The following is a 17,940-nucleotide window of genomic DNA, read 5'->3' as shown; positions in this document are numbered from 1 at the left end:
GCGCGAGAATCCATGATGGCTGGCTGTATGCGGCTTCGCATCGGCCACATCCGCCAACGATGCCTCTCACAGGCTGCTCAGCAAAAGGCTTGTCTCGCTGTTCGCAACGCCATCGATCATCCGCACCTCGCGCAAGACCCGATCGAAATCCGACAGGCTGGTCGCGCGGATATTGGCGACCAGATCCCAATTGCCATTCGTCGTATGCAGCGAATATATTTCGGGAAGGCCGCGCAGTTTACGGATGACCTGCGTCGTCGATTTCCCGACGACTTCGATCATCATGACGGCATGCACGGTCTGCTCCTCATAATCTTCCCGAACCCTTACGGTGAAGCCAAGCAGCGTGCCGGTCTCTATCAGTCGATCCAGCCTGTTCTGCACCGTGCCACGCGCGACGCCCAAAACATCGGAGAGTTTCGAGAGCGAAGCCCGCCCGTCGGCACGCAGATGAGCGATGATACGCCGGTCGAGATCATCGGGAATATATTTGGCGAGCGTCATCGCACGATCCTGATCTTGTTCAATCCGTCAAAAATTATAGGCAATTTGTGCAAACCCATACCAGAACTGGCACAGTTTTGCGATTTCAGTCAATCGACCCGCTTGATACCCTATGGGAAATGATTTCCATCGAGGATACGAGAATGTCCGCACCGCTCCCATCGGAAAGAGCTTTCATTCCCTTCGTCAGCGTCGAAAACATGATGCGGCTTGTCCATCACATCGGCATCGAAACCGTGCTCATCGAACTCACGGACACTATCGAAGCGGATTTCCGCCGCTGGGACCTCTTCGACAAGACGCCCCGCGTCGCGTCGCATTCGCATGATGGCGTCATCGAATTGATGCCCACCTCGGATGGCGCCGTCTACAGCTTCAAATATGTCAACGGCCATCCGAAAAACATGGCGCAGGGCCTGCAGACGGTAACCGCCTTCGGCCTGCTCGCGGAGGTCTCGACCGGCTACCCCGTGCTGCTAACGGAAATGACGCTGCTGACGGCGCTCCGCACCGCAGCGACCTCGGCGATGGCGGCGAAACATCTCGCACCTGCCAATTCGCGCTGCCTCACCCTGATCGGCAATGGCGCACAGGCCGAATTCCAGGCGCTGGCGATGAAGGCGGTGCTCGGCATCGAGGAAGTCCGCCTCTACGACATTGATCCGAGAGCCACGGAAAAGACGGTTCGCAATCTCGCCAGAACAGGCCTGCGCCTGGTGCCCTGCATCTCCGCCCAGGCCGCCATCGAAGGTGCCGACATCATCACGACCTGTACGGCCGACAAGCAATTCGCGACCATTCTGACGGACAATATGGTCGGCGCCGGCGTGCACATCAACGCGATCGGCGGCGATTGCCCGGGCAAGACCGAGCTTCACCGCGATATCCTGCTGCGCTCCGACACTTTCGTCGAATATCCGCCGCAGACGCGCATCGAAGGCGAAATCCAGCAGATGGATCCGGATTATCCGGTCACCGAACTCTGGCAGGTCGTGAGCGGGCGCGCCAAGGGCCGCAGTAGCGAAAGGCAAATCACACTATTCGACAGCGTCGGCTTCGCGATCGAGGATTTCTCCGCCCTGCGCTACGTTCGCGAGAAGCTGGCGGGCACGAACTATTTCCAGAAGCTCGACATCATCGCCGATCCGGACGATCCGCGCGATCTCTTCGGCATGCTGCTGCGCGCAGCCTGACGAAAGATAATGGCGGCCATTTCCACGGCCGCCATCAAACCCACCCATCCTTCACGCCAGGCGAATTCAGCCTTTGCTGCCGTAAGCAACCAGTTCCGGCTCGCGGACCCGCCCATTCAACGAGAAGGCCAGCAGGGCCGACAACAGCATCAGTGCGCCGACGATGAACATCGGCAGCTCATAAAGGCCGGTCGCATCCTTGACGAGGCCGGTCACATAGGGTGCGGCAAAGCCCGCAATATTGCCGATCGTATTGATCAGAGCAATGCCCGCCGCAGCCGCCGGCCCGGTCAGGAAGCGCGACGGAATGGCCCAGAAGTTCGGCAGGGCGGAAAAGATCGCGCAAGCCGTCAGTGTGATCATGACGATCGTCGCTTCAGGCGAGCCCATATAAAGCGCGGCCGGAATGCTGAAGGCGCCCACCAGGGCCGGAATGCCGATGTGCCAGGGCCGCACACCACGTCTGGACGCATCGCGGCTCCAGAAGAAGAGGGCAACGGCTGCCGGCAGATAGGGAACGGCCGTGATCAAGCCTTTGTCGAAGACATCGAACTTGGTGCCAAATTTCGTTTCGAAGCCGGCAATGATCGTCGGCAGGAAGAAGGCCAGCGCATAGAGACCGTAGATCAGGCCGAAATAGATGACCGACAGCAGCCAGACGCGGCCGTCCGTCAAGGCGAGGCCGGTCATCTTGCCATGAGCGGCGGCCTTTGCCTTTTCCTCGCCGGCAAGCGCCCGGTTCAGCCAATCCTTCTCGGCCCGGGTCAGCCATTTCGCATCATCGGGCCGATCAGCGAGATAGAACCATGTGATGATGCCGACGATGACAGCCGGAATGGCAACGCCGAAGAACATGACGCGCCAGCCTTCGAGGCCGAAGAGGCCATGCATCTGGATCAGCGTGGCCGCGAAAGGCGCGCCGACAACTGTTGTCAGCGGCTGGGCAAGGTAGAACAGTGCCAGGATTTTACTGCGATGCTTGGCCGGCACCCACATGCTCAAGAACAGGATCGCCCCCGGGAAGAAGCCGGCTTCGGCAACGCCGAGCAGGAAGCGCAGCACATAGAGTTCCGTCGCGCTCGATACCCAGGTGAACAAGAGCGCCACGATGCCCCAGCTCACCATGATGCGGGCAAGCCAGCGGCGCGCGCCGCATTTGTGAAGCGCGAGATTGCTCGGGATCTCGAGAACGATGTAACCGAAAAAGAAGATGCCGGCGGCAAAGCCGAACTGGGCTGCCGTCAGCGCCAGATCCGTCGTCATGCCGTTCGGCCCGGCGAAGGAAATCGCCGTGCGGTCAAGGAAGTTGATGAAGAACATCAAGGCGATGAACGGCACCAGCCGCTTCGAAACCTTTGATATGGCCGAACGCTCGACCTGTGACATTTCCTGATTTGCGGGCTGCAATGAAAATCCCTCCCCCCGTGCTGAAATCTTGACGACGCAGCGATCCGCTTGCGTCGCTGACAGAACGGAAACTCCGACTTCCCTTCCAGTCCCAGCTTTCAGCCGCATGCGCCTTCGAATGACCTTGATCTCTAGCGGTATGGACAAGCCGCAAGCAAACGATTTAATCTCTCCATCATGTGAGGAAAAATCACATCATGAGGTAGCGGAATCGAAAAATGAGCGGCCCTCTTCCATCCTTGAATGCGCTGAAGGCATTCGAAGCAACCGCGCGGCACAGGTCGATGACGCTTGCCGCCGACGAGCTCTGCGTTACGCATGGCGCGATCAGCCGACACATTCGTGGGCTGGAGGAGACGCTCGGCGTCATCCTCGTGACCCGCCGCGCCCATTCGACAGAGCCGACGCCCGAGGGATCGCGGCTTGCTGAAGGGCTGGCAAGTGCTTTCGGCCTGATGCAGGCAAGCGTCGAGCGCGTCCGTCCAAGCCCGCTGACGCTCTCCTGCTCTTCCTCGATCATGATGGGCTGGATCATTCCGCGCATCGGTCAGTTTCACGAGCGCCACCCGCATATCGCCCTTCAGTTCAACATGAATTACGATCAGGTCGACTTCGTCCGAGACAAGATCAGCCTCGCCATCCGCTCCAGTGTCATCGATCCGCCGAAGGATGCGATCATCCGGGAGCTCGGCGGCGAGGCTATTGGTCCTGTCTGTTCGCCGGAATATCTGAACCGCTCCGGCATTTCGCGTCCCGATGATATGGAACATGCAGCGATCCTCTCCACGCAGACACGACCGCAAGCCTGGAGCGACTGGCAGGCCATAGCCGGACAGGCGGATCTGCGTCTGACATCACAGGCGGCCTTCGATCATTTCTATCTGCTGATCCAGGCCGCCGCATGCGGCCTCGGCATGGCGGTCGTGCCGCAAATGCTCGTGCTCGATCAGCTTGCTTCCGGGCGGCTGGTGGCACCTTTCGGTTTTCTGCCCGGCCCGCGCCGCATGGTGCTCTGGATCGCGCCGCATATTGCCGGAAGGCCGGATGCGCTGGCGCTCGAAAGATGGCTGACGGCCGAAATGCATGCAAGGCCGGACACCTGAGCTCCATCAAACTGGCGTCAAACGGAAGCTCGCCAAGGAGAAAGGCCTGTCGCCCGGGTCGGTTTTGAGCAGCCCGAAACATTCGGCGCGAAAATTCGCTTATGTCACTTAAGATACATTGAAATCAGCGGATTTTCTCTCTGCACTTCGCGACGAAGAATATGCTATGAATTTTCGCAAGCATGAGCGGAACGGAGCAATCCTTGCCGGTTGCGATCGCTCAAGAGAGGATGCATCCTGAATATCGTGCCCGAACAGGCAAGTCACACCAACAAGATGGCAGCGCTTATCTCTGGCTTCGACTGGGCGGCGACCAGTCTTGGCCCGAAATCGGCATGGCCCCCATGCCTTACCGCCGCCATCGATATCATGCTCTCCGCGCAAGCCCAGATCGTCATGTTCTGGGGCGACGACTTTATTGCGCTTTATAATGACGCTTATGCGCCGACGATAGGCGACAAGCACCCCCAGGCCCTTGGCCGTCCCGCGCGCGAAAACTGGGCCGAGCTCTGGAATGATCTCGAACCGCTTCTGCAATCCGTTCTTCACGATGGCAAGACGATCGCCGCCAAGGACCGACCGTTCTACATCGAGCGCTACGGCTATCCCGAAACGGTTTACTTCGATATTTCCTATTCGCCTGTTCACGATGCGGACGGCAAGACGCTGGGCGTCTTCTGCATCGTCAGCGAGACGACGGAACGTGTCCGGTCCGAGCGGGCGTTGCGCGAAAGCGAGGAGCGATTTCGCGCCGTCATCTCGCAATCGGCAACGGGTATCGCCCAATGCGAGCTCGATGGCCGTTTCGTTTCGGCGAACGAGCGCTTCTGCGAGATCGTCGGCTATGCCGAGAGCGAGCTTCTCGGCATGCGGACGCATGACATTACCTATCCGGACGATCTGCGGGAGAACACCCGCATGTTCGAAACGATGATGGCGACCGGCGAGAGCTTCGAGATCGAAAACCGCTATATCCGCAAGGATGGCAGCCTCGTCTGGGTCGCAAACTCGGTTTCCGGCTTGCGGGACGAGTCAGGGCGCATCCGGCGGGTCGCCAGCGTCGTCACGGATATCACCGAACGCAAGCAAGCCCAACAGGTGGAACAGCGTCTTGCGGCCATCATCGCCTCGTCGGATGAAGCCATCCTCAGCACCGATCTCAACATGGTGATCACCAGCTGGAACACCGGTGCAGAAAGGCTTTATGGCCATTCGGCGGAAGAGGCCATCGGGCGCTCGGTCATGATGCTCGTTCCGGATGACCGAAGCGAAGAGGAGCCGGCGATCCTTGCGCAGATCCGCGCTGGCCAGAAGGTCGAACCCTACGAAACCAAGCGGCGCTGCAAGAATGGCGAACTTGTCGATGTGCTGCTCAGTGTTTCGCCGATCTATGACGCCTATGGCCGTATCATAGGTGCATCGAAGATCGCCCATGACATCAGCGCCAAGAAGGAGGCCGAGCGCCTGCAGACCGTGCTGGTGGGCGAGCTCAATCATCGCGTCAAGAATGTGCTCGCAACCGTGATGGCCATTGCGCGCCAAACGCTCGGGCGGGACGATGTGGACAAGGCATCCGTCGAGACATTCGAGGCGCGGCTCTCCTCGATGGCGCGCGCCCACGATCTGCTGATCCACGGCCATTGGGAGCAGGCGGAATTGACCGCCGTCATTGCCCAGGCGCTATCCCCCTATCCCAAGGACAGGTTCGAAATTTCCGGACCGGCAATCAAACTCGCGCCGCGAGCTGTCGTTTCCATATCGCTTGCGCTGCATGAGCTTGCGACAAATGCCGCCAAATACGGTGCGCTTTCGGTGGCGGATGGCCGTGTTGCGATCCTGTGGTCACTGGAAACGGGCAGGACGGATCACCTCAAACTGCGCTGGCAGGAATCGGGAGGGCCAATCGTAAAGCCTCCGACCCGCAAGGGCTTCGGCTCTCGCTTGATCGAAAGCCTGCTGGCGGCGGAATTGAGCGGCAAGGTCCAAGTCCGTTACGAGCCGAGCGGCTTGATCTGCGAAGTGGATGCCGCCGCAGGAATCGGTTGGGATCAAGCCCGCGACAGGGCAGAGTAACGCCGCACCCGGTGCTCAATCCCGGTCGATTCAACGCAGCCCCTTCGGCCGCGTCGCAAGCACATTGCGGATCGAGAAGCTCGAATGGATTCGCAGCACTCCCGGCATGGTCGACAGAATATCCTTATGGATGCGTTCGAAGTCGCCGGGATTGGCGACCTCGACGCGCAGCAGATAGTCGGAGCCGCCCGTCATCAAAAAGCATTCCTTGATCTCGGGATGTTTGCGTACCGCCGCCTCGAAACGATCGAGATGCTCTTCCGTTTGCCGCTCGAGCGTGATGTTGATGATGACGGCGATCGATGCTTCTGCCTGGGACGTGTCCACCAGGGCCGTATAGCCCCTGATCACGCCCGCCTGTTCCATCAATTTAATGCGCCGCAGGCAGGCCGATGGCGACAGCCCCACTTCGCTTGCCAGCTTGGCGTTGCTCACTCGAGCATCGAGGCGAAGCAAGCGGAGAATATTGCGGTCGATGGCGTCGAGAGCGGGCATGTGGATTCTTTCAAAAATTCGCAGATCCTTTCAATATCAATGCATTTAGACAATAATCAATCACTGTTTAGCGAGCAATTTCGCGATCCTTTCAATAATATTATTTTGAAAGCGAGGGCGGATATGGACGGTGGTATTGTGGATTCCCGGGCGCCAAAATTGGCGATCGCTAGTGGAGCGTGTGGCTATCTGACGATCGATCTGGCGGCGCTGTGCCGGAACTATGACAAGCTATCCACTATCGTCGCACCGGCGCGAGCCGCCGCCGTCGTCAAGGCGGATTCCTACGGACTTGGCGCCAATCAGGTATCGAAAGCACTCTACGAGCGCGGTTGCCGTCACTTTTTCGTCGCCCACTTCATTGAGGCGCTGCGGCTGCGTTCGCAGCTCCCTGGCGATGCGACGATTTTCGTCCTGAACGGCCTGCTGCCCGACAACGAGGTAGCTTGCGCCGATGGCGGCATCGTGCCTGTCATCAATTCTCTCGAGCAGCTGCAGCAATGGTCAGACGTCGCGCGCTTCCTGCAGCGGCGACTGCCTGCGGTTCTCCAATTCGATACCGGCATGTCGCGGCTCGGCATACCGCCGGAAGAAAGAAGCGCCGTCGCAGCTCGTCTGCAGACATCCGACGACATCGATATCCTGTTCATCATGAGCCACCTCGCCTCCGCAGATGAGACAGACAGCAGGCAAAACGGCGATCAGCTTGCCGAAATGTGCCGCGTCGCAACGGAGTTTCCGCAATACGATGTTTCGTTCGCCAATTCCGGCGGCATCTTTCTTGGCGGAGATTTCCATGGCGTACTGGCGCGGCCAGGCATCGCTCTTTATGGCGGTGCTCCCACCGGTGGCGTTGCCAACCCCATGGAAGCGGTTGTCCGGCTCGAAGTTGCCGTGGTGCAGACACGGACCGTTTTGGAAGGCGCCCGGGTCGGCTATGGCGGCGTGCATGTGACGAAAGGCAGGACCCGGCTCGCGACGATCGCCGCTGGCTACGCCGACGGCTTGCCACGCAGCCTCAGCGATCGCGGCGCCGTCTATTACAACGGCGTGCGTCTGCCGATTGTCGGCCGCGTTTCGATGGACAGCACGACAATCGATATCAGCGCCTTGCCCGAAGGCGCGCTCTCTTTCGGCAGCATGGTGGAAGTTCTGGGAGATCATCAGACCGTGGATGATCTTGCGCGCGACGCCGGCTTGATTTCCTATGAAATCCTAACCAGTCTCGGCCATCGCTTCCACCGTCAATATCGCTGACCTTCCCATCTCTCAAGTCTCTGAGGACATCATGAAAGTCGTCGTTCTGGGTGCCGGCATCATCGGCGTGACGTCAGCCTATCAGCTTGCGAAGGCGGGCCACGAGGTTACGGTCATCGACCGGCAGCAGGGGCCGGCGCTGGAAACGAGCTTCGCCAATGCCGGCGAGGTTTCCTTCGGCTATTGCTCGCCCTGGGCGGCCCCCGGCATTCCGATGAAGGCGATCAAGTGGCTGTTCATGCACCACGCGCCGCTCATCCTGCGCCCGAAGGTCGATGGCGCCATGCTCTCATGGCTCGTCAAGATGCTGTCGAACTGCACGTCGGAGCGTTACGCGATCAACAAGAGCCGCATGCTGCGCCTTGCCGATTACAGCCGCATTTCTCTCGCCCAGGTTCGCGAAGAGACAGGTATTGCCTATGACGAGCGAATGCAGGGCACGCTGCAGCTCTTCCGCACGCAAGCGCAGCTCGATGCATCGGCCAAGGACGTCAAGGCTCTTGCGGCCGATGGCATTCCGTATGAGGTGCTCGATCCCGACGGCTGCATCCGCGTCGAACCGGCCCTCCGGCATGTCCGCGGCAAGATCGCCGGCGGTCTGCTGACGCCGAAGGACGAGACCGGCGACTGCTTCAAATTCACCAATGCGCTTGCTGCAAAAGCGATTGAGCTTGGCGTCCGGTTCCAGTACGGCACGACGATCAAGGGGCTCGACATCGAGGGCAGCCAAGTACGTGGCGCGGTGACCGATCGTGGAGGCATGGATGCCGATGCGATCGTTGTTGCGCTTGGCAGCTATTCGCCGCTGCTGCTGAAACCGCTCGGCATCAGCCTGTCCGTCTATCCGGTTAAAGGCTATTCGCTGACGATCCCGATCACCGATGCCTCGCGCGCCCCGGAATCGACCGTCATGGACGAAACCTACAAGATCGCCATCACTCGCCTCGGCGACCGCATCCGCGTCGGCGGCATGGCGGAAATTTCCGGCTATACCAATGATCTCGGGCTTGCCCGGCGCCGGACGCTAGAGCATTCCGTCACCGATCTCTTCCCCGGCGGCGACGTCGCCAAGGCCTCGTTCTGGTCGGGCCTGCGGCCGATGACGCCGGATGGCACGCCGATCATCGGACCGACGAAGATCAAGGGGCTTTATCTCAACACAGGTCATGGCACGCTTGGATGGACCATGAGTTCCGGTTCGGCACGCGTCATCAGCGATCTCGTCAGTGGCCGCAAGCCTGATATCGACGCGACCGACCTCGCGATCAGCCGCTACGCCTGACAAAGGGGTCTCAAAGCGGGCGCTCAAAACAGCGGCGGGCTGATCGCCCGCCGGTTTCGATCAATGCCGCGGAATTCGTGGCAGGAAGATCGTGAATAATCCCAACAACGGCAGATACGAGCAGAGCGTATAGACGAAGGGGATGCCACGCGCATCGGCGAAATCGCCGAGCCAAGCCGCACCCAATCCACCCGCCCCGAAGGCGAAACCGAAGAAGATGCCGCCGATCAGTCCCACGCGGCCGGGGATCAGCTCCTGCGCAAAAACCACGATCGCCGGGAAGGCCGAGGCAAGCACGAGGCCGATGACGACGGTCAGGACGCAGGTCCAGAACAGGTTCGCATAGGGCATCAGCAGCGCAAAGGGGATGACGCCGAGGATCGAGAACCAGATCACGAAACGCGCACCCAGACGGTCGCCCACCGGCCCGCCCATGATGGTGCCAATAGCAACGGAGCCGAGGAAGAGGAACAGCATCAGCTGCGCATCCCGGACATCGAGATGGAACTTGTCGATGACGTAGAAGGTGAAATAGCTCGAAATGCTCGCCATGTAGACGTTCTTCGTCGCCGTCAGCAGGATGAGGATGGCAAGCGCCCACATCGCCTTGTTGCGCGCGATCGGCAAGGCGCGGCTCGGGGCGGGACGCGCCGACTGCTGGCGACGATGGTTGATGAACCAGTTGCCGACCCAGCTCAGAACGATGAAGCCGATGACGGCCAGCACCGAAAGCCAGGCGACGCTCTTCTGGCCATGCTGGAGGACGAAGAACGCGGCAATGAGCGGCCCGATCGCCGAGCCGGCGTTACCGCCGAGCTGGAACAGCGACTGCGCCAGCCCGTGACGTCCGCCCGAAGCGAGACGTGCGACGCGCGACGCCTCCGGATGGAAGACTGCCGAACCGAAGCCGATCAGGCTTGCAGCAATCAGGAGCACGCCGAAACTGCCGGCATAGCCAAGCAGCACCAGGCCTGCAAAGGTGCTCACCATGCCCACGGGCAACGAATAGGGCATCGGCCATTTGTCGGTCACGATACCGACCACCGGCTGCAGCAGCGAGGCGGTGATCTGGAACATCATCGTCAACAGGCCGATCTGCACGAAATCGAGCGCATAATTCTCTCTGAACATCGGATAGAGCGACGTCAGCAGCGATTGCATCGTATCGTTCAGCAGATGACAGGCGCTGACCGCCATAACGATCGACATCGTCGTCTTTTGATATCGGGCCTGCGTACCCGCAACTTCCGCAACCATGTGGGGAATCCTCCTGCGCCGGCGAGACTTGCCGACGATATGACTTAGTCCGCCTTTAGCACGGCTTGCGAATGTCCTTCTTTCGTGTTTTGGTCCAATAGTTTCTCGATCGGGCCAAAATGGAAAAGCTATCGAAACAGTTGCTGGCAACCCTCGACGATGACCATGTGCGAAACATGCGCTGGATGGAGGAATCGCCAGCCGACGTACTCGTCCATAGCGCCGAGCCGCCGCAGGGCTACACGGTTCCCTGGCATCACCACCGCCGCACGCAGCTGCTTTGCATCTTCGCCGGCGTCGCCCTGATCATGACGGCGCGCGGCCGCTGGATGGTGCCGCCCGGCCATGCCCTATTCATCCCCGTCGGGCTGGAGCATTCGATTGAGATCTTGAGCGACGTCAGCATGAAATCCGTCTACGTGACGCCGCGCGGCCAGCCGCCGAAGGATGAAGCGCCGCGTGTCGTCGAAGTGACCGACCTTGCCCGCAGCCTGCTGCTCGAAGCCATTCGGCTGCGGGAGGCGCCGGTCAGCCATCGCAAGGCCAAGCTCGTTCTGTCGCTACTGGTCGAGGAAATCGCAACGTTGCCCGAGCGTCCGCTCGGCCTGCCCTTCCCGTACGACCGCCGATTGACTGCGCTCTGCCGCGACTATCTCTCCAACCCATCGCCTAATGCCAGGCTGGATGATTGGGCCGAAAAGCTTTCGGTAAGCCGGCGAACGTTCACCAGGCAATTCCGCAAGGAAACCGGCATCAGCTTCACCACCTGGCGCCAGCAGGCAAGCGTCTTTGCCTGCCTGCCGCAACTGGCGGAGGGCCAGCCCGTCACCAACGTCGCGCTCGAAGCAGGGTATGAGAGCGTGGCGGCGTTTACCACCATGTTCCGCCGCATGCTCGGCACCTCGCCGCGCAGCTATATGGCCAGCCGCTGGACCTTTGAGCGGCAATCGGCCTGAAGCTCCTCTTGAAATGATCGTATGCTTCCGGCAAACAGCGCTGAAGAGCGAGGGCAAGCATATGCGGCATATTCACATCGTCGGGATCGGCACGGGAAACCCCGAACATCTGACCGTGCAGGCCATCAATGCGCTGAACGCGGCCGACGTCATCCTTATCCCCAGCAAGGGTGCATCCAAGAGCGAGCTTGCCGATGTCAGGCGTGAAATCTGCCAACGTTATGTCACCAATCCAGCCACGCGCTACGTGGATTACGACGTGCCGTCACGCCAGACGGCTGATCGCAGCTATGTGCGGAGCGTCGATGAATGGCATGACGCGATTTCCGCGACCTACGAGCGGCTGTTTCTGGAACATCTGACGGAAAGCCAGAGCGCTGCCTTCCTCGTCTGGGGCGATCCGGGCCTTTATGACAGCACGCTTCGCATCCTCGAGCGTGTCGTCGGCCGCGGCAAAGTCGCTTTCGATTACAGCGTTGTTCCCGGCGTCACCAGCATCCAGGCGCTGACGGCAAGCCATCGCATCCCCCTCAACCTCGTCGGCAAGCCGGTGCAGATCACCACCGGTCGGCGATTGGCCGAGAGCTTTCCCGGAATCGCCGAAACGGCCGTCGTCATGCTTGATGGCGAGCAGGCCTTCAGCAAGATCGACGATCCCGATGCCTATATCTATTGGGGAGCCTATCTCGGCACCAAGGATGAAATCATCATCGCCGGCAGGCTGGCGGACGTTTCCGAGCGGATTCTTGCGACCCGCGCCGAAGCCCGCGCCCGGCATGGATGGATCATGGATATCTATCTTATGCGTAAGGGGCGGGACTTCGACGATCTTGAATAAGCGCCAAGTACCAAATCGTTTGCCCGTCGATCCGGTTTGTGCAAGGAAACGTCCCTTATGAAGGACAGTCTTATGGTTGCGGTCGACGCGCAGACAGTGGAGGAACAAGCGTGCTTCTCTCAGGGGGGGGCTGCCGAGGAGGGCGCTGCATCGCCCCTCCCGTCCATGGTTCGCGGTGCCTGCCCCTCGGTGAGTGCACCGATGCAGACCGGCGACGGCCTTCTTGTTCGCTTGCGGCCATCGACCCCGGGGCTGACTATCGCGCAATTACGCCTCTTGGCGGAAGCGGCCGAGAGACACGGCAATGGCCTGATCGAGATCACTGCGCGCGGCAATTTTCAGCTACGTGGCATGACGCTGCAAAGCATGCCTGGACTGGCCGCCGATATCGATCGGGCCGGCATCGTGCCAGAGAGCGGCATCGCGATCGAAGTCCCGCCGCTCAGCGGTGTCGATCCGTCCGAGATTGCTGATGCGCGTGGGCTTTCTGAGCGTCTGCGAAGCGCCATCAGTGCACTTCGTCCCAAGCCATTGCTCGCTGCAAAGCTCGCCATTATCGTTGACGGCGGCGGACGGCTCGTGCTTGACGAACTCTCGGCGGATATCAGGCTGAAGGCTGTCACTGCCGCCGATGGCCGAGAGCTTTGGACTCTTGCCGTTGCGGGGACCGAGGCGACGGCCACACGGCTTGTCGTCTTGCCTGGCGAAGAAGCGATAGCCTGTGTCATGGCATTGCTCAAAACCTTGGCTGGAATCGGACCCCGCGCCCGTGGCCGCGACTTGGAGATTGCCCCCCTGCAAGCTCAGTTTCCTGCCCCTTCCAGCTTCCCTCGACGAGAAACTAACTCATCCGTCCTTGCTATCGGCGTCATTCCGTTCGACAACGAACAGCCCGCTCTCGGATTGCGGCCCGCCTTCGGTCAAATCCACGCTCAAGACCTCATCCGATTTCTCGACCTTGCAGAGATGGCTGGGGCGCATGAATTACGGACAGGCCCCGAACACAGCCTGTTGCTGCTCGGCCTTCCGCGCGAGCGGATCAAAGGCATTCTCGCCGCGGCAGCTGATTGCGGCTTTCAGACACGCGCCGATGATCCCGCAAATTATGCCGTTCCCTGTTCCGGTGCCGGCGCATGCGCCTCTGCCCACTACGCCACGAAACAGGCGGCCGCCGATCTGGTCGAAATCGGGCGTGAGCTGCTGGATGGTTCGTTCAAGGTGCATCTATCCGGCTGCGCAAAAGGCTGTGCCCATCCCTCCCCGGCGATGCTGACCATCGTCGGTGCTGCAACGGGCTATGCTATTGTCGTAAATGGGTCAGCATCATCAGAGCCCGTGGCTTACATCCATAAGGAAGATCTGAAATCGGCGCTGGCTGCGCTCGGGGAACTGGTGCGAAACAACAAAGCTGCTGGCGAATCGGCACAGCAGTGTCTTAAACGGCTCGGCCGGGACGCAATCGCGACGGCCTTACGACAGGGATAGAAATGCCTGACTATGACTATATCCGCGAAGGGGATGCGATCTACGAGCGCTCCTTTGCGATCATCCGCAGCGAAGCCGATCTCCAGCGTTTCCCTGAAGCCGAGGCCGATGTCGCCGTCCGCATGATTCATGCCTGCGGGCTGGTTGAAGCGGCAGAACATTTTCTCTTCTCTCCCGATTTCGTCGCATCCGCCCGCAAGGCGCTGACTGACGGTGCGCCGATTTTCTGCGACGCGGAGATGGTCGCCCGCGGCGTCACCCGCGCCCGTCTGCCTGCCGCCAACGAAGTGATCTGCACCTTGCAGGATCCGCGCACGGCCGAGATTGCCAAGTCCATCGGCAACACGCGCTCGGCTGCGGCCATGCATCTTTGGACAGACCGCCTCGCCGGCTCGATCGTCGCCATCGGCAACGCCCCGACCGCCCTCTTCCACCTTCTGGAAATGCTGCGCGATGGTGCGCCGAAACCAGCCGCGATCATTGGCATGCCCGTCGGCTTCGTCGGCGCGGCGGAATCGAAGGATGCCCTTGCCGAGAACTCCTACGGCGTTCCCTTTGCCATCGTGCGCGGCCGGCTAGGCGGCAGTGCCATGACGGCAGCCGCCCTCAACGCGCTTGCGAGGCCTGGTCTATGAGTGCGCCGTCCAACGGAAATCTGATCGGCGTCGGCACCGGGCCTGGCGATCCCGAACTGCTGACAGTCAAGGCCGTCAAGGCTTTGGAGCGCGCCGATGTCGTCGCTTACTTCGCCAAGCAGGGTAGAGGCGGCAATGGGAAAGCCATCGTCGGCGATCTGCTGAAGGCGGACGTAACGCTGCTGCCGCTCTACTATCCCGTCACGACCGAGATCGACAAGGACGCGCCGGAATATCTCCGTCAGATCACCGCCTTCTACGACGCCTCGGCCGAGATGGTGGCGGCGCATCTTCGCGAAGGAAAGACGGTTGCCGTACTCAGCGAGGGCGATCCGCTCTTCTATGGCTCCTACATGCATCTGCATGTGCGCCTTGCCGATAGGTTCCCCACTGAAGTCATCCCGGGCGTGACAGCCATGTCCGGCTGCTGGTCTCTCGCCGGCTTGCCAATGGTGCAGGGAGACGACATTCTCTCCGTGCTGCCGGGAACGATGGCGGAGGCCGAGCTAACCCGCCGCCTCGGCGATACGCAGGCTGCCGTGATCATGAAGGTTGGCCGCAATCTGCCAAAAATCCGCCGCGCGCTCGATGCCGCCGGCCGGCTGGAGGAAGCGATCTATGTCGAGCGCGGCACGATGGCGAACGGCGCAATGACGCCGCTTGCCAGCCGCGACGATGCCGAAGCGCCCTATTTCTCCCTTGTGCTGGTTCCTGGCTGGGAAAACAGGCCATGAGCGGACGTCTCTATGTCATCGGCACCGGCCCCGGTAATCCCCAGCAGACGACGCCGGAGGCACTTGCTGCCGTGGCGGATGCTCATGAATTTTACGGTTACGGCCCCTATCTCGACCGCCTGACATTGCGCAGCGATCAAATGCGCCAGGCATCCGACAATCGAGAGGAGCTGGATCGCGCCAAGGTGGCGCTGCAGCGGGCGGCAGCCGGCGTCAATGTCTGCGTCGTCTCCGGCGGCGATCCTGGTGTTTTTGCCATGGCGGCCGCCGTTTGCGAGGCGATCGATCATGGTCCGGTTGAATGGCGGACGGTAGACCTTATCGTCGTGCCGGGTATCACGGCCATGCTTGCCGTTGCGGCCCGCATCGGCGCTCCCCTTGGGCACGATTTCTGCGCGATCTCGCTTTCGGACAATCTCAAGCCCTGGCCGCTGATCGAGAGTCGCCTCCGCGCCGTCGCCGAAGCGGGCTTTGTGATCGCGTTCTACAATCCGATCAGCAAGGCGCGGCCCTGGCAGCTTGGCAAAGCCTTCGAAATCCTGAGCGCCGTGCTGCCCGGTGAAACACCTGTCATCTTCGGTCGGGCCGCCGGTCGTCCCGACGAGCGCATGACAGTGGCTCGGCTCGCCGATGCCGAGGCCTCGCAGGCGGATATGGCGACCTGCGTCATCATCGGCTCGGCCGAGACGCGCGTCATTGCCCGCGAGGGACGACCGGATCTGGTCTATACGCCACGCTTCATCAGGGAAGAGACGAAATGATCGATCCGATCGAGCGCAGCGTCTACCGTTTCGACCACCGGCAAGCCGGCGGTCTCCGCGCGCTCGACCATGATCACCTTGATGCCGAGCCGCCTCGCTGCCTCGATCTTCCCATAGGTCGCGTCACCGCCGCTGTTCTTGGCGACGACCACCTCGATTCCATGCCGTTGCAGCATCTCCAGCTCATCCTCCAGGCGGAACGGACCCCGGCTGTGGATGTAGCTGACGTCAGGCACGGTCAGCGGCGGTTCGACGGGATCGACGCTGCGGACCCAGTAATGATGCTGCGGCGCCGCGTTCGCATAATGCGCCTCCTGCCGCCCCGTTGCCAGGAAAACGCGCAAAGGCACATCGCCGAGTGCAGCGATGGCTTGCGAAACGCTATGTACGGAAAGCCAGTCATCGCCTTCGACCGGCACCCACGCCGGACGGCGCAACGCAAAGGCCGTAACAGCGCATTGAGCAGCCGCCTGCGCGGCATTGGCGGAGATGCGGGCCGCGAAGGGATGGGTGGCATCGATCACCAGATCGATCTTTTCATCGCTGACATAGCGGGCAAGTCCCTCTGCGCCCCCGAAACCGCCGCTGCGCACCGGAACGGGCTGCGGCGCCGGATCGGCGGTTCGTCCGGCAAGCGACAAAACAATATCGAGATCAGTGCGCGGGGCAAGCGCCGCCGCCAGCGCTCGGGCCTCGGTCGTGCCGCCGAGGATCAGAATGCGGACCTTGCCCATGGCTGAGACACCTTCAGTTCAACGCTGGCTTACTCTTATCGGCATCGGCGAAGACGGTCCAGCCGGCATCGGCGACGACGCCAAGCGACTGATCGCCGAAGCGCGCATCGTCTTCGGCGGAGCGCGCCATCTCGACTTGATGGGTCCTGTCATCACCGGAGAGACCCAGACATGGCTTTCGCCATTCGAAAAATCCATCGAGGTGGTGCTTGCCCGGCGCGGCAAGCCGACCGTGGTTCTCGCCTCTGGCGACCCCTTTTTCTACGGAGTCGGCGCGACACTTTCGCGGCACATTCCGGCCGCTGAAATGACCGTTATCCCAGCATCCTCCTCCTTCAGCCTTGCCGCGTCGCGCCTCGGCTGGCCCCTGCAGGAGACGACGGTTCTGTCGCTCCATGGCCGGTCCATCGACTTGATCCGGCCGCACCTGCATTCGGGCCGCAAGATCCTAGTGCTGACATCCAATGGCAAAGGCCCCGCCGAATTGGCCGCCCTACTGCGCAGCTCTGGTTTCGGTCCGTCAGAACTGGCGGTTCTGGAAGCGCTTGGCGGTCCATACGAAAAAGTCTCCCGGGAAACTGCGGCTAGTTTTAGCCTCTCCGGCATCAACGATCTGAACATCTGCGGCGTCGACGTGAAGGCGGAAGCCGGCGCGCGGATTTTGCCGCTAAGCGCAGGCCTCCCCGACGAACTTTTCGAGCATGACGGCCAGATCACCAAGCGGGAGATCCGCGCGATGACGCTATCCGCTCTGGCGCCGCGTTATGGTGAGCTGCTCTGGGATATAGGTGCCGGCTCCGGCTCGATCGGCATCGAATGGATGCTGGCTGATACCTCGCTACGCGCCATTGCCATTGAGGCTTCCGTCGAACGCGCCGCTCGAATCCGCCGAAACGCAGCGAATTTCGGTGTACCGGGCCTGACAGTTGTCGAAGGCGGGGCGCCGGCTGCTCTTACCGGCCTGCCGGCACCGGATGCGATCTTCATCGGCGGCGGCGGCAGCAATGCCGGCGTGCTGGAGACCGCCATCGGCCAATTGAAAAGCGGTGGCAGGCTGGTCGCCAATGCCGTTACGACCGAGATGGAAGCGTTGCTGCTGGCCGAACAGGCACGCCGGGGCGGCTCCCTGATCCGCATCGATATAGCACGCGCCGCACCTGTCGGCCGAATGACCGGCTGGCGGCCAGCCATGCCGGTGATGCAATGGTCTTGGATCAAGCCATAAT

Annotated in this window: 17 protein-coding genes; 12 read left to right on the top strand and 5 right to left on the bottom strand. The window is 61.1% G+C overall.

The window, feature by feature from the left end:
• Window positions 1–66 precede the first annotated feature (66 nt).
• On the bottom strand, window positions 67–504 hold the full coding sequence (locus I8E17_RS20585) for an Lrp/AsnC family transcriptional regulator (protein WP_015343394.1): 438 nt from the start codon (window positions 502–504) through the stop codon (window positions 67–69).
• Between the two features lie 143 nt (window positions 505–647).
• Between I8E17_RS20585 and I8E17_RS20580 the strand changes: the two genes are divergently transcribed.
• A complete protein-coding gene (locus I8E17_RS20580) occupies window positions 648–1,697 on the top strand; it encodes an ornithine cyclodeaminase (protein WP_069610346.1) in 1,050 nt (349 codons plus the stop codon).
• Between the two features lie 66 nt (window positions 1,698–1,763).
• On the opposite strand, the gene I8E17_RS20575 is transcribed toward I8E17_RS20580, so the two are convergent.
• Window positions 1,764–3,083: an MFS transporter gene (locus I8E17_RS20575; protein ID WP_113366218.1), complete on the bottom strand. Its 1,320-nt coding sequence runs from the start codon at window positions 3,081–3,083 to the stop codon at window positions 1,764–1,766.
• Between the two features lie 239 nt (window positions 3,084–3,322).
• Between I8E17_RS20575 and I8E17_RS20570 the strand changes: the two genes are divergently transcribed.
• Together I8E17_RS20570 and I8E17_RS20565 are read left to right on the top strand one after the other, a co-directional pair.
• Window positions 3,323–4,207, top strand: a complete 885-nt coding sequence (locus I8E17_RS20570) for a LysR substrate-binding domain-containing protein (protein WP_069610344.1) — start codon at window positions 3,323–3,325, stop codon at window positions 4,205–4,207.
• Window positions 4,208–4,483: 276 nt separating this feature from the next.
• Window positions 4,484–6,280 (top strand): PAS domain S-box protein, encoded by a 1,797-nt coding sequence (locus I8E17_RS20565; RefSeq protein WP_069610470.1) that lies wholly within the window; start codon window positions 4,484–4,486, stop codon window positions 6,278–6,280.
• A gap of 30 nt (window positions 6,281–6,310) precedes the next feature.
• On the opposite strand, the gene I8E17_RS20560 is transcribed toward I8E17_RS20565, so the two are convergent.
• The gene (locus I8E17_RS20560) at window positions 6,311–6,775 is read right to left on the bottom strand and encodes an Lrp/AsnC family transcriptional regulator (protein ID WP_069610343.1); all 465 of its coding nucleotides are present in this window, start codon (window positions 6,773–6,775) and stop codon (window positions 6,311–6,313) included.
• Window positions 6,776–6,898: 123 nt separating this feature from the next.
• Here I8E17_RS20560 and alr point away from each other — a divergent pair, with 123 nt between their 5' ends.
• Together alr and I8E17_RS20550 are read left to right on the top strand one after the other, a co-directional pair.
• Window positions 6,899–8,032 carry an alanine racemase gene (gene alr / locus I8E17_RS20555; protein ID WP_069610469.1) on the top strand — a complete coding sequence of 378 codons (1,134 nt, stop codon included), beginning with the start codon at window positions 6,899–6,901 and terminating at the stop codon, window positions 8,030–8,032.
• Between the two features lie 31 nt (window positions 8,033–8,063).
• Window positions 8,064–9,314 (top strand): D-amino acid dehydrogenase, encoded by a 1,251-nt coding sequence (locus I8E17_RS20550; RefSeq protein WP_113366217.1) that lies wholly within the window; start codon window positions 8,064–8,066, stop codon window positions 9,312–9,314.
• 60 nt (window positions 9,315–9,374) lie between these two features.
• On the opposite strand, the gene I8E17_RS20545 is transcribed toward I8E17_RS20550, so the two are convergent.
• Entirely contained in the window at window positions 9,375–10,571 is a 1,197-nt protein-coding gene (locus tag I8E17_RS20545) for an MFS transporter (RefSeq protein WP_069610341.1), read from the bottom strand.
• Window positions 10,572–10,690: 119 nt separating this feature from the next.
• Here I8E17_RS20545 and I8E17_RS20540 point away from each other — a divergent pair, with 119 nt between their 5' ends.
• From I8E17_RS20540 to I8E17_RS20515, 6 genes are all read left to right on the top strand, one after another.
• Window positions 10,691–11,527, top strand: a complete 837-nt coding sequence (locus I8E17_RS20540) for a helix-turn-helix transcriptional regulator (protein WP_069610340.1) — start codon at window positions 10,691–10,693, stop codon at window positions 11,525–11,527.
• A 61-nt stretch (window positions 11,528–11,588) separates the two neighbouring features.
• A complete protein-coding gene (gene cobF / locus I8E17_RS20535; RefSeq protein WP_069610468.1) occupies window positions 11,589–12,365 on the top strand; it encodes a precorrin-6A synthase (deacetylating) in 777 nt (258 codons plus the stop codon).
• Between the two features lie 57 nt (window positions 12,366–12,422).
• The gene (cobG, locus tag I8E17_RS20530; protein WP_083258023.1) at window positions 12,423–13,850 is read left to right on the top strand and encodes a precorrin-3B synthase; all 1,428 of its coding nucleotides are present in this window, start codon (window positions 12,423–12,425) and stop codon (window positions 13,848–13,850) included.
• Between the two features lie 2 nt (window positions 13,851–13,852).
• Complete coding sequence (locus I8E17_RS20525; protein ID WP_069610338.1) at window positions 13,853–14,485, top strand: precorrin-8X methylmutase; 633 nt, start codon at window positions 13,853–13,855, stop codon at window positions 14,483–14,485.
• Window positions 14,482–15,219 (top strand): precorrin-2 C(20)-methyltransferase, encoded by a 738-nt coding sequence (locus I8E17_RS20520; protein ID WP_069610337.1) that lies wholly within the window; start codon window positions 14,482–14,484, stop codon window positions 15,217–15,219. The genes I8E17_RS20525 and I8E17_RS20520 overlap by 4 nt, the downstream gene beginning before the upstream one ends.
• Window positions 15,216–15,980 (top strand): precorrin-3B C(17)-methyltransferase, encoded by a 765-nt coding sequence (locus tag I8E17_RS20515; RefSeq protein WP_069610336.1) that lies wholly within the window; start codon window positions 15,216–15,218, stop codon window positions 15,978–15,980. Before I8E17_RS20520 ends, I8E17_RS20515 begins: the two co-directional genes overlap by 4 nt.
• Here the strand turns inward: I8E17_RS20515 and I8E17_RS20510 are convergent.
• Window positions 15,944–16,714, bottom strand: coding sequence for a cobalt-precorrin-6A reductase (locus I8E17_RS20510; protein WP_113366216.1), 771 nt, complete (start codon window positions 16,712–16,714; stop codon window positions 15,944–15,946). The genes I8E17_RS20515 and I8E17_RS20510 overlap by 37 nt on opposite strands.
• On the opposite strand from I8E17_RS20510, the gene I8E17_RS20505 reads away from it, so the two are divergent.
• Complete coding sequence (locus I8E17_RS20505) at window positions 16,698–17,939, top strand: bifunctional cobalt-precorrin-7 (C(5))-methyltransferase/cobalt-precorrin-6B (C(15))-methyltransferase (protein ID WP_069610334.1); 1,242 nt, start codon at window positions 16,698–16,700, stop codon at window positions 17,937–17,939. The genes I8E17_RS20510 and I8E17_RS20505 overlap by 17 nt on opposite strands.
• Window position 17,940 lies beyond the last annotated feature (1 nt).

Origin of the sequence: Rhizobium sp. AB2/73 (genome assembly GCF_020871915.1) — a bacterium.
Lineage (GTDB): Bacteria > Pseudomonadota > Alphaproteobacteria > Rhizobiales > Rhizobiaceae > Rhizobium > Rhizobium dioscoreae.
The sequence above is the reverse complement of the archived record's forward strand: the minus strand, read 5'-3'. Positions and strand labels throughout refer to the sequence as shown.

Bases quoted from the DNA above. Each gene is read 5' to 3' on its own strand.
- I8E17_RS20545 (WP_069610341.1), bottom strand. From the start codon at position 10,571: ATGGTTGCGGAAGTTGCGGGTACGCAGGCCCGATATCAAAAGACGACG.
- I8E17_RS20575 (WP_113366218.1), bottom strand. From the start codon at position 3,083: ATGTCACAGGTCGAGCGTTCGGCCATATCAAAGGTTTCGAAGCGGCTG.
- I8E17_RS20540 (WP_069610340.1), top strand. From the start codon at position 10,691: ATGGAAAAGCTATCGAAACAGTTGCTGGCAACCCTCGACGATGACCAT.
- I8E17_RS20585 (WP_015343394.1), bottom strand. From the start codon at position 504: ATGACGCTCGCCAAATATATTCCCGATGATCTCGACCGGCGTATCATC.
- I8E17_RS20505 (WP_069610334.1), top strand. From the start codon at position 16,698: ATGCGGACCTTGCCCATGGCTGAGACACCTTCAGTTCAACGCTGGCTT.
- I8E17_RS20580 (WP_069610346.1), top strand. From the start codon at position 648: ATGTCCGCACCGCTCCCATCGGAAAGAGCTTTCATTCCCTTCGTCAGC.
- I8E17_RS20570 (WP_069610344.1), top strand. From the start codon at position 3,323: ATGAGCGGCCCTCTTCCATCCTTGAATGCGCTGAAGGCATTCGAAGCA.
- I8E17_RS20520 (WP_069610337.1), top strand. From the start codon at position 14,482: ATGAGTGCGCCGTCCAACGGAAATCTGATCGGCGTCGGCACCGGGCCT.
- I8E17_RS20560 (WP_069610343.1), bottom strand. From the start codon at position 6,775: ATGCCCGCTCTCGACGCCATCGACCGCAATATTCTCCGCTTGCTTCGC.
- cobG (WP_083258023.1), top strand. From the start codon at position 12,423: ATGAAGGACAGTCTTATGGTTGCGGTCGACGCGCAGACAGTGGAGGAA.
- I8E17_RS20565 (WP_069610470.1), top strand. From the start codon at position 4,484: ATGGCAGCGCTTATCTCTGGCTTCGACTGGGCGGCGACCAGTCTTGGC.
- I8E17_RS20515 (WP_069610336.1), top strand. From the start codon at position 15,216: ATGAGCGGACGTCTCTATGTCATCGGCACCGGCCCCGGTAATCCCCAG.
- I8E17_RS20525 (WP_069610338.1), top strand. From the start codon at position 13,853: ATGCCTGACTATGACTATATCCGCGAAGGGGATGCGATCTACGAGCGC.
- cobF (WP_069610468.1), top strand. From the start codon at position 11,589: ATGCGGCATATTCACATCGTCGGGATCGGCACGGGAAACCCCGAACAT.
- I8E17_RS20550 (WP_113366217.1), top strand. From the start codon at position 8,064: ATGAAAGTCGTCGTTCTGGGTGCCGGCATCATCGGCGTGACGTCAGCC.
- alr (WP_069610469.1), top strand. From the start codon at position 6,899: ATGGACGGTGGTATTGTGGATTCCCGGGCGCCAAAATTGGCGATCGCT.
- I8E17_RS20510 (WP_113366216.1), bottom strand. From the start codon at position 16,714: ATGGGCAAGGTCCGCATTCTGATCCTCGGCGGCACGACCGAGGCCCGA.